The sequence below is a fragment of the Anabaena sp. CA = ATCC 33047 genome, from assembly GCF_963870205.1.
In the GTDB taxonomy this organism is placed as follows: domain Bacteria; phylum Cyanobacteriota; class Cyanobacteriia; order Cyanobacteriales; family Nostocaceae; genus Trichormus.
Window position 1 is genome coordinate 125,466 of sequence record NZ_CAWMSA010000068.1, and the last position, 12,599, is coordinate 138,064.

Annotated in this window: 1 protein-coding gene; it reads right to left on the reverse strand. The window is 44.1% G+C overall.

The window, feature by feature from the left end; all coding sequences use genetic code 11:
* Window positions 1-29: 29 nt before the first annotated feature.
* On the reverse strand, window positions 30-12,395 hold the full coding sequence (locus AACS98_RS20900; protein WP_232317186.1) for a Calx-beta domain-containing protein: 12,366 nt from the start codon (window positions 12,393-12,395) through the stop codon (window positions 30-32).
* Window positions 12,396-12,599: the final 204 nt, after the last annotated feature.

A 12,599-nucleotide genomic window follows, 5' to 3' on the forward strand; every position in this document is an offset into this window, starting at 1 on the left:
ATTATACAATTGTTAAACCTGACTAATTATCAAGATTGTAAGAAGAAATCATTGGCTTCCAGATTAGCACTCAGGTTAGCAAATATGCCGCCATTACCTAAACCAGTCGTTGCACCGTCTTGGTTATATATCAAATTGCCTGTTGATGAGTTGTAGATAATTTTGGCATTGCTAACTCCAGCAATGGCGATTTCATCCTCCAAAGTCGTGTTAATCGTGGCAAATTCATGTGCTAGTAAGTTGCTGTTAACTAGACTATTTAGTGCAGTGAAAGAGGCTTGACTTAGGGCAATTTTATCTGTGCCTTGGTGGAAATCTGTGATAGTATCAACACCGAAGGCTGTTTGAGTAAAGGTGGCACCGCTACCAAAGAGGAATGTATCTGTGCCTTCTCCCCCGGTTAAGGTATCATTGCCCGCACCACCGACTAAGGTATCATTACCGTCACCACCAATCAAGGTATCATTGCCGTCTAAACCTTTGAGGAGGTTGTTACCACTGTTACCCGTGATGGTGTTATCTAAGGCGTTGCCAGTGCCGTTAATGTTGGCTGTGCCAGTTAAGATTAAATGTTCGACGTTGGTGGTGAGGGTGTAACTAGCTGAGGATTTGACTGTATCTATACCTTGTCCGACGGATTCTACTACTACGTCGCGGATGCTATCAACGATGTAGGTGTCATTGCCATCTCCACCGATGAGGCGATCGCTACCTGTACCACCATCGAGAATATCATCACCAGCACCACCGTTGACCGTATCATTACCTGCCCCTGCATTGATGATGTCATCGTCATCTGTGCCAGAGAGGGTTTCACGGTTGGATGTGCCGTTAACAAGGTTGATGACTTTGAGAGTAAAGGTATCACTGACACTGGCTGCGGCTGTATCGGTGGCGGTAACAGTGATGTTGTAGCTGCCAGATGCAGTATGCGTTGGTGTACCGCTAAAGGTGCGGGTTGCGGCATCGAAGGTTAGCCAAGTTGGTAAAGCATCACCGTTGTCTAAAGTAGCGGTGTAGGTGAGGATATCCCCGGCATCTACATCTAAGAAAGTAGCTTCTGGGATGGTGAAGGTAAAAGCGGTGTCTTCGGTGGCAGATTGATCAGCGATCGCACTCACCAAAATTGGGTGATCATTGACTGGGTTAACAGTAATGTTGAAACTGGTGTTAGCGATCGTACCACCATTCCCATCGGAAACGGTAAAGCTGAAACTATCGCTCGTGGTTTCACTGCCATTGTGGGTATAATTTAGCAGGTTACTGTCGATGTCTGCTTGGGTGAAGGTGTCGTTAATTGCTAAGGCTGTGTTATTCAGTGAAAGTACGCCGTTGTCTGGTATATCAGTTAACCTGTAAGTAATTTGGGTGGTGCTATTATCAACATCTGTAACTTGTAGTTGAGTATTGGCGATCGCACCCGTAGCTTGTTCATTGAGAGTTAAACCCTGATTCAGTGCCAGAACTGGGGGAACATTACTACTCAGAACTTGGATAGTAGCTTGAGCAGTGGTAGGAACGGCTTGACTATTACCTGCATTGTCACGGGCAACACTGTAGAAGGCGTAAGTATGACCGGGTTCGCCGATGTAAGTAGCTTCGGTGAGGGTGGTGTTTTCTAGCCAGGGGGTAAAGGGGCTACCGTTGTCAGACACATAAATCGTGTAGTTAGCTAAAGCTGAACCGTTGTTATCATCACTACCTGACCAACTCACCAGAAATTCTGCGGTGTCTGTAGTCGCTGGTAGTGCATTAACTGTACTGCTTGGTCTACCTGCATCGATAGTGTTGAAGATAGGCGGTGTGTCAATTGGTGCTTCAGTGTCAAAGACAATTCGCGCCTCAGCATCAATGATTGCTCCTGTTTGCACATCTCGACGGGCGCGGATGCTGTAATTAACAAAGCCATCGCCCACACCATCCTCATTGTTGGGTGGTAGGAAACCTGCTAGGGCATCTTCTGGGATTTCGCCTGTATTGGGGTCGATGGTAGTAATTGTCCAGAAGGCTTCGCCAGTGGTAACATTAATACCTGCGCTGACATCTACATAGTAGCCCTTGGTGGCAGTGAGGTCTAGACGTTCATTATAGAAGGCGCGGTTATCAGGTACATCGAAGTACAAATCGCCCCAGCCGAAATCACCGACGCGGTAAGTACGGAAGTCAAGGTCTGAGTCTAGTTGTTGCGTAATCACGACTTGTTGGGCGGGTGCTGTCGCGCTGGCTAGGTTTTCAAAGCGGATAGTGTAGGCCAGGGTAGAGGATGCAGTTATCCATTTTTCTTCACCAAAGCCTGCTGGCCCAATGATGTCGTTGGGGTCAATGGCGCGGATGATGGGAGTGCTACCAGAGTCCAAATCTTGATCATTTGGTTCAAGAAGACCTCCTCCATCCAAGAGATCCTTGATCAGCTTACCCCATTTAAATAAGGATTTAGGGCTAGGTCTCCTTAATATTGGCCCTCCTAGTTGTTCAGCGAAACCACCAGCATTTTCACTAATCTGATTATTAGCATTTCGGTAATCTTGCAATGCGTTTTCATCAGAACCTATCCTTGATAGTGCGTCGTTCCTTCTCCGTATTCCCTCTGCAAATCCCCGTGCATCCAGCCCCAAAGGATCAACTAAATTGACAGGGTTATTAATTGCATACTGATACAAGTTGAGTCCACCAAGTTGACCAATGGGGTCTTGATTCAAAAATCTGCCTGCCAATGGGGTATAAAACCTCGCCCGCATGAAATCAAGACCATTCCCCTCATCCATTACCCCCCATTGACCCACATACTCAAAGGGGTTAGCAATAGTTTCAATTTTTGTTAAATCCTCACCAAAAGGTAGATAACTGTAGCGATTGAGATAAATTCCCGTCGCACCCGTCAAACCTACAGTCGAACCAATCGCATCGCTATCATAATAACTGACAGCATTTGTGCCATCAATGCGACTCACTAACCCTAAACCATGCGTATAGGCAGCAACTAAATTTCCTGAACCATCATATTCACCAACTACATCAACTAATCCCGTCGGGTCGAGTAAATATTCAGTGCGTTGACCATTATAAACAGTGGCAATTCTATTGCCTAAAGCATTATATTCATAAGTCCAAGTACCATCAGGAGTAGTGACACCAATCAGGCGATTTTCTACATCATAAGTAAAGGTAGAAGTAACGCCATTTTCAGTTTTACTAATTAAATTGCCATCCGTATCATAGCTATAAGTCGCATTACCAACCGAGGTGTATTGATTGAGATTATTGCCACTGTAATTAGTCGTTACACCACTATCTTTCACAGAAATGCGATTTCCAGCCGCATCATAACGATATTCAATTATCCGTCCATTGGGAAGTTCAACAGAAGTTAATTGACCAGTGGCATCATAACCATAATTAGTGGTTCCCTCTAGGGTAGTAACACTGGTACGACGACCCACACTATCATAGGTGTAGTCAAAGCGAGAATTAACTGTGGCGTTAGCAGCATAGTTGACTATACTCAGCAGTTGTCCAGCCGCATCATAGCTATAAGTGGTATAAGTGCCATTACCATTGTCTTCTCTGACTAAACGCCCAGTCAGGTCATAAGTATAAGTCACAATGGTGGCATGATTACCATCTGTTAAACTTTGAAGTCTGCCATCAGCATCATAGCTGTAATTCACAGTCAAGCCATTGTGGTCTGTTAACCGACTGCGACGACCAGCCGTATCATAGCTATACTCAACAAACCGCCCATCTTCCTGTGTTGCTTTAGTCAGGCGATTTGCCGCATCATAAGTATAGGTAATGCTGCTATCAGCATCAGTCGCAGACAGTAAGTTACCCCGACTATCATAAGTAAACGTTGCGCTAGTGCCATCGCCATAGTCTTTACGGGTTAATAAACCTTGACTATTGTAGGTGTATTCAATCGTTTGGTTGCGACGGTTAACAGAATGGGTAATATTGCCCTGACTATCAACGCTCAAGGTTTCTTGACTACCATCAGGATAAGTGATTGAGTTTAAATTACCTTGGGAGTCGTAACCATAGGTGATGGTATTGCCGAGTTGATCTTTGACTGTTAACAGGTTGTTAAATTGATCATCATAGGTAAATTCAACCTTCTGCCCTACAGCATCCACAATTTTGATTAAATTCCCTTGATGATCATAGCTAAAGACAGAGGTTGTGCCGTTGGGTGCAACTTGTTGAATGCGGTTGCCTTGAGCATCATAGTGGTATTGAGTGCGTCTTCCTAAAGCGTCTTCCCATTGAGCGAGTTGTGCTAACTCATTCAGCAATATCTGAGACTTTGCTCCTGTGGCATCGGTGATAGTAATTCCTGTGCTGGTGTCGTAGCTATAGCTGGCTTGAGGAGTCCCATTGACACTTTCTTGTATTAACCTGCCTTGGCTATCATAATCGAAGCTAAAAACAGTACCGTTGCCTTGGGTTAGGGAACGCAGGGCATTTTTTAGGGACAGGTTGTTACTGTCATCGTAGGTGTAAGATACCGTACCTTCAGCATTAGTAACACTTAGCAGATGTTCACCACTAGCATCATAGATGTAAGTGGTAATTTGACCCGTTGCATCTGTTAACTGGCTAATGCGTCCTTGTGCATTATAGGCGAAGCTAAAGAAATCACCATTGGAATGAGTTAAACTCGTCAGGCGGTCATTGGTATAACCTGCGGTGATGCGATTGCTGTTACGGTCTTCGATATAATCAAGTTTGCCATCAACCCGGAAGACAAACACTGTGCCGTCATTCTCCCGTAGCTGATAGGTGTTGCCTATCAGTGACAGAGTGGCATTGTCTCCTGTTAGCCCTTTGTAACTGCCATCTGTTTGTTTGTCAAACAGGCGAATATTCCCCGCTTGTAGAAGCGTAACATTGCCTTGTTGATCAGGACGGGCGGTAATATTCCAAGTATGAGTCCAACCATAACCAAACTCCCCTAATATTAACCGTCCATCAAAGGTAGATTGGAAAGACCGCCCCATACTCAGCCTCAGTCCGGGGGTTGGGGAACTAGCATCAACCTGACTGGTTAATATATCGCCTAACAGAAGATTATTCGCTTGCTGGAGTTCTGCCCCAACCAACGTAGAAATATCACTAATTGACTGTCCTTGTTGACTAAAGGTGTTGGCATTATCTGTGACAGCAGCTAAATACTGGCTAGGAGTTTGCCCAATAGCAGCAGTAAAGTTACTCCAAATTCCATCCCATGCTTGTGGTGAAATGAAGCTAGGACGAGCATTTTCTTTGACAGTTGACCAATCAAAAGGTTGGTCTCCTCCCGTCACACCCTGTAACCTGAAATTAACGCTATTCCCTGCACCAATTGTAGGTTGAAAGACAAGGGACAAGCTTCCTCGTTCTCCTGGAGAGAGAATTCCCGCCGGGCCTTCGGAACCCACAGCCAGAAATTGATATCTGGATTTTAATTCGCCGTTAGGTAACTGTAAGTTAGCATTTTCACTATTCAGGATCAGTATAGGAGAAAGAATATCTGTTTCTCCCGTATTGACATAATTAATGGTAACAACTCCTCCCTGTCCAGGTCTTAAAGCACTGGGGAGTTCTAATTGTGTTTCTAGATTACCAACAGCCCCCGATGTCACGGTGAAAGCATCATCTAAAATCGCTGTCTGATGACTATTATTGACCTTGACATCATAAGCTCCAGTATTTAGCCCTTGTAAGTCAAAGGTTGCCCATAATTCCGTGCTATTCTTCCACCAAACCTTACTAGCTTGTCGTTGCGTTCCATCTGTGGCAATTAAACTGACAATATCATTTGGTGTAAATTTCGCGCCAGCAATCTTGACAGTGGTTTGTCCTTTATTGCTACCGCGATGTGTTCCTAAACTGCTGATAGAAAACTCAAGAACATCAGCTTCAATGCTATAATTAGCCGCACCACCACCTACATCACTGCTATAAGCGAGAATATAGTAAGTACCGCCGCGAGTGCTGGGAATCAGCACTTCTTGGTCTGGTGATAAAGCGGCTGAAAATGCGACATCATATTGAGAACGAGTTGGCATATCGCCATAGCGGATATACAACTCATTCGCCGCCGTGGTGGAAGCACTATCAAACTTCACCCGCAACGTTTCACCCGCAGCGACATCAACCCGATAGTAAGCCGCTTGTCCTTGTCCTAAAGTGCCAGTATCCGCAGTTCCCAAGTCTAATATTTCCGCATCAGCCGCAAACTGATTCAGGGACGCTGTGATGTTATTATTTTCATTCGATTCAGGAATTTGATTGCGAATATCGCTACGAACGATCGCATAATAATTTCCCGGCAATAACCCAGGTAAAGCAGCTGTTAAAGTTTTACTATAACTACCACCGCTAGCCACATTGCCAACGTGTTCCACTCTACCAAACAACGCATCACCCACATCCCATTGATTATCCGCAGAGATGTAAATCGCATCAAACCAACTACCCAAAGCCGGATTTGCCCCTTGGTTTGTCACCGTATAGCTGATAGTTGTATTCTGCCCAGGTACGCCATTAACCGGAATCGTGATTGTTCCCACTACTAAGTCGGCAGGTTGTGCCAGACTAATTTCTGTAGAGTTGCCATCGTAGCCAATATTATTCTGTTCGCTATTCCGTTCATTGATATTGTTACTACTGTCTGTAACCGCAAATACATAGAATGGCCCAGATAATCCTTGCGGAATCATGAAGGATGCTGTATCAGTGTAACTAGCTCCTGCTGCTAAATCTTGGGTTCGGGCTTGGAAACCAATATATGTATCGGTACTGCGGTCAAAGAATTGGTCACGGGACAAGTAAAAGGCATCATACCAGGAACGATTACCTGTATTTGCCGCCCCATTGTTGCTGACTGTCCAAGTCACATTCAACAACTGACCACTAATACCAGTGCTAGCAGCATCGACACTCGCCACAACCAAGTCTGGCACAGGACTCAAAGCGATGTTAGTAGTACCAGCACTTGCGAGGTTATTGTTATTTTCAAAGGGAGTTTCTAGGACGAAATTGCCACTATCCGTCCGCACAATAGTATAAAATTCACCTTGGAAGTCTAGCGGTAAATTAAAGCTGCGAGTCACGCTATACTCCGCCGATGCTTCTAGCCCTCCAGAACGGTATACTCTACCCAATAATCTATCATTGCCATCAATTACTGCATCAGTTGAAAGGAAAACTTCGTCATACCAGGAATCAAGGTTTGTCTTTCCTGTGCCGAAGTTTTTAACTGTCCAGTTCACTGTTAAGGTTTGTCCTGACAAGGCAGTGGTGGGAACACTCACCTCTGTAACTTGCAGGTCTGGAGTTTGCCGTGTGATGCTCAGGGATTGTACTGTTGAGTTGTTGCCTTCATTTGTAGCTTCATATACGTTGTTATTGGCATCTGTTACTACAAATAGGTTGTAATCACCAACTAAGTTGAAGGGAATGGTAACTAATTCTTGACGTGAATACGAACCACCAGGATTGAGTAAACTATTGCGGTTAAAGCTGGCTAACAGGACATCATCAGCATTACCCAACACCGCGTCACTAGATGCAACTATCCTATCAGTCCAATTAGTAACCGCCGTATCGCCAATACCCTGGTTAGTTACAGTCCATTCTACCCGGATGGCTTTACCTGCTTCGGCTGTGGTTGGTGCGGTAGCCGAAACTATCAGGTCAGCAGGTCGAGATAAAATGTTAATTGCTGTGTTATTGAAGCCAATGTTATTGTTGTTATTCGATTCAAAAACTGTATTGCCGCTATCTGTTACCACAAAGGCATAATATGTACCACTTAAGCCATTAGGTAGGGTAAAGGTAGCAGAGTTATCGTATCCATTACCGATGTCTAATGCCCCAAAGCGAGTCCGTTCACCCAGCTTGAGGTCTGTGTTCGGGTCTAGTTCGGTATCTGTTGACAGATAGAAGCTATCAATCCACAAGGAGTTGGGGGTAGGAGTTGCGCCAAAGTTGGTAACGCGATAGCTAATAGTTAGGGGACGACTCGCTGATGCTGTAGTGGGTGCATCAACAAATTCAACTTCTAAATCTGGCGGTGGTGTGGGATTAATTTTGGTGGCTGTGGTGTCATAGCCTGTGTTGTTGTTTTCAAAGACATTTTCGTAAACCTGATTACCTGCATCAGTCCGCACGAAGAAGAAGAAATCGCCACTAATGCCAATCGGTAAATTTACTGTCTGGGTGACATTGTAGCTTGAGCCTGAATTAATCGTACCACTGCGGTTGAACTTTCCTAAAGAGCGATCGCCCGCATCTAGGACATCATCCGCAGACATGAACACTTCATCATACCAGAATGTCTCTAAGTTCCTCCCTGTCCCCTCATTTGTGACTGTCCAAGTTAAGGTAAGCGGTTGTCCTGAAAAACCTTGAGCCGGGGCGTTGACTGTGGTAACTCTGAAGTCTGGTGGTGGTGTCAAATTAATGTCGGTGGGGCCGCCAAATCCAAAGTTATCGTCCTCATTGTCAAATTCATTGACGTTATTATTTGCGTCTGTCTTGACTAGGAAGTAATAATTACTATCGATACCTCTAGGTAGCTTGACTGTCAGATTGTTAGTGTAACTTTCGCCTACGTTGAGATAGCTGACATTAGTCGCCTGTCCTAAGTAAGTGTCAGTATTATCTAAGGTCTGATCTAGGGATAGCCAGACATGATCATACCAGAAGGGTGCGCTGGTAGCTCCTGTGCCGTTATTGGTAACAGTCCATTCTACCACCGTTTCTTGACTGGAGAAGGCTGTGGGGGGAGCGGTGACATGAGATACTTGCAGGTTGGGGAAGGGGGAGAGGCGAATTTGCAGGGGGCGATCGTCTACTGTGGTATTATTGCTTTCGGTTCCTTGACTCTCGCGCAGTTGGTTATACGCATCAGTTTGTAAGATTAAAGTGCGATCGCCACTGATAGTTAAGGGTACAGTGACTAACTGACGACGTTCAATAGAACTTCCCGCCGCAATGCTACCAGTAAAACTAAAGCTACCCAAAAGTTGATCGTTACCTACTACCCCATCTTCCGACAGCAAGACGTTATCTGTCCAAGTTCCGCTAGCTTCCGCATTACCTTGGTTTGTCAATGTCCATACAACTTCAATGGACTGTCCTGAAAATGCCTCAACAGGCGCAACAATATTACTAACAACTAAATCTGGTAAATCAATATTGTTGACTGTAATGTTATCTGTTCCACTGTTGAACCCAGTCGCCGAAGCAGTAATCGCTACTTGTTGATTTGCATCAAAAATTTCATCGCCTACTGCTGTCACTGTAAAGCTGACTGAAGATTGATTTACAGGTATAGTTACAGTCTGCGGCACCGTTGCTTCTGTAGTGTCGCTGGATTCTAAGGTAATAATTAACTCAGTCGATGTATCCTCTGTATTGCGGGTAATCGTTCCTGTAGCTGTCTCTGTTTCGTTAAGCTTATCTACGTTGAGAACAAGTGAGAGAGTTGGACTATCATTATCAATGATTGTGACAGTAGCATTATTTTGACTCCCAATAGTTACACCATTAGTAGGATTCGAGAGTGTGATCTTAAATGTTTGATTAGGGTCAAAAATCGTATCATCAAAAATCGGAATTGTGACTGTTTTGCTAATTTCCCCATCGGCAAAGTTAACTGTAATCGGTGCATTATTATAGTCACTACCTGCGGTGGCTGTGCCATTTGTCAGGTTAACTCTGACACTAACTGCACCATCACTACCATTAGTCCGAGTTAAAGTTACAGCCGTTACTGGTGTACCATTTTCATTAATCGCATAGTTAGCATCACTAAACTCAATTACCCCTGGTACAGCATCATTATCAATGATGGTTAATATGGCTGTTTGTTGTGTGCCTAATGTTGCGCCACCAGTCGGGTTAGTTAAAGTTAAATTGACGGTTTCATTCGGCTCATAGTTACTGTCATCATTGAGCGGAATTGTGACTGTTTTGCTGATTTCCCCATTACCAAAGGTGACTGTAATTGGTGAATTATCGTAATCACTGCCTGTGGTGGCTGTGCCATCGCTGGGTGTGATGGTAACACTAATTTCGCCATCACTTCCCCCTGTGCGAATTAGATTAATATTCGCTGTACCATTTTCGTTAACGGTATAGTTTGTTGTATTGAAACTGAGCGTTCCTGGTTGGGGTGCATCATCATTAATGATGGTTAACTGTGCTGTTGTCTGAGTTCCTAATGTTGCGCCGCCAGTGGGATTAGATAGGCTTAAATTAATGGTTTCATCTGGTTCAAATTGTGTGTCGTTCACCAGAGGAATTGTGACTGTTTTGCTAATTTCCCCATCGGCAAAGTTAACTGTGATGGGTGCATTATTATAGTCACTACCTGCGGTGGCTGTGCCATTTGTCAGGTTAACTCTGACACTAACTGCACCATCACTACCATTAGTCCGAGTTAAAGTTACAGCCGTTACTGGTGTACCATTTTCATTAATCGCATAGTTAGCATCACTAAACTCAATTACCCCTGGTACAGCATCATTATCAATGATGGTTAATATGGCTGTTTGTTGTGTGCCTAATGTTGCGCCACCAGTCGGGTTAGTTAAAGTTAAATTGACGGTTTCATTCGGCTCATAGTTACTGTCATCAATGAGGGGAATTGTGACTGTCTTACTCGTTTCCCCATTGACAAAGGTAACTGTAATTGGTGAATTATTGTAATCACTACCTGCGGTGGCTGTACCATCTGCGGGTGTGATGGTAACACTAATTTCGCCGTCACTTCCTCCGGTACGAATTAGGTTAATATTCGCTGTGCCATTTTCGTTAATGGTGTAAGCGGTGGTATTGAAACTAATCGTTCCTGGTTGGGGTGCATCATCATTAATGATGGTGACAACGGCTGTTGTTTGTGTTCCTAATGTTGCACCACCTTGGGGATTAACCAGGGTTAAATTAATTGTTTCATCTGGCTCAAATTGATTGTCGTTAACAATGGGAATGGTGACAGTTTTACTAATTTCCCCATCGGCAAAGTTAACTGTAATCGGTGCATTATTATAGTCACTTCCTGCGTTGGCTGTGCCATTTGTTAAGTTAATCGTGACGCTGACTGCACCTGTGCTATTACCAGTACGATTAATCGTAACAGCAGTAATGGGTGTGCCATCTTCTTGAACAGTGAATTGAGGAGAACTAAAAGACAGAATCCCCGGATGAATATCATCATTGGTAATCGTGCTTGTAATTGTATTCACAGTGCCACGATTATAGTTAGCACTAGCAGCTAGGGTTAAACTAATTGTTTCATCCGCTTCAAATAGATTATCTGCTGTGGGAATAATGGTTAAAGTAGCTGTGTCAGAACCAGCAGCAAACGTAATTGTTCCTGTGGTGCCGTTGAAATTAGTCGCCCCAATTTGGGTGTAGTCACTGTTGAATGTGGCACTGCCAGCAACATTAAAGTTAATAGTTAAAGAGTTGGCAGTGTTGCCCGTGCGGGTGAAGGTGTAAACCAGGTTTGTTGCGCTATCTTCTGTTACGCTGGTGGGAGTAACTGCTAGAGAAACTGTTGGTAAATCATTATCAACTATTGTGAGTGTGGCGGTTGTTTGTGTTCCTAAAGTTCCTCCTCCTACGGGATTCGCTAGGGTGAGATTTAGGGTTTCATCACCTTCATAAATGGTGTCATTCACAATCGGAATTGTCACCGTTTTGCTAGCTTCACCATCAGCAAAATTGACAACGATGGGAGCGTTATTATAATCTGCTGGTGCTGTTGCTGTGCCATCGGTGGATGTTAAAGTAACGCTGGCGATGCCATCAGTTCCACCTGTGCGATTGATGGTAACAGCACTGATAGGCGTACCATTTTCATTGACTCTGAAACTGTTAGCACTGAAAGAAAAGATGCCGGGTTTATAGTTGACATCTTGAACGACATCTAAGACTAAGGATTTATTGACGATTAATGACTGTAGTAGTAAGCCATTACCCAGGTTGAATCCAGTAATATTGGTAAAGCCACCGGTTAAATTGCCGCCAAAATTCAGGATGGTGTAGCGATCGCCTAAAACTGGTGTAAATCCATTTAGTAGGCTAATATTTAAGTTACCGCTTAAGCTGGCATTACCTGTAATATCTAGGCGGTCATAATTGCTGGTTCCGCCTAATTCAATATTCAGGGTACTACTACTAGCTTGAGTATAATTCCCTGTAATTCTCAGTGTGCCAATGGTGTCACCAGGGTTAATTTGCGTGAGATTCGATAGATTCCCAATAACCGTACCACTTCCAGTTAATGTTCCTCCCTGTAATGTATAGTTATTGGAAAATTGCAGAATCGAACCATTGTTAACTGTCCAATTCCCTGTGCTAGTACCACCACTTTGTACGTTTAATGTGCCACTAGCAACCTGCACAGTACCCGTATTGTTGAACAGTGTCGAGATATAAGTTATACCTGTACCTGCGGTTTTCTTGAGGATACCCGCATTGTTGAATTGGGATTGATTACCATACCAATGATAAAACGAGCGATCGCTTTGAATATCAAATACACCTGTAGCGGTATTATTCCAAATCGCCCCGTTAGCCCCATATATATCTCCACCCGTCCAAGTTAC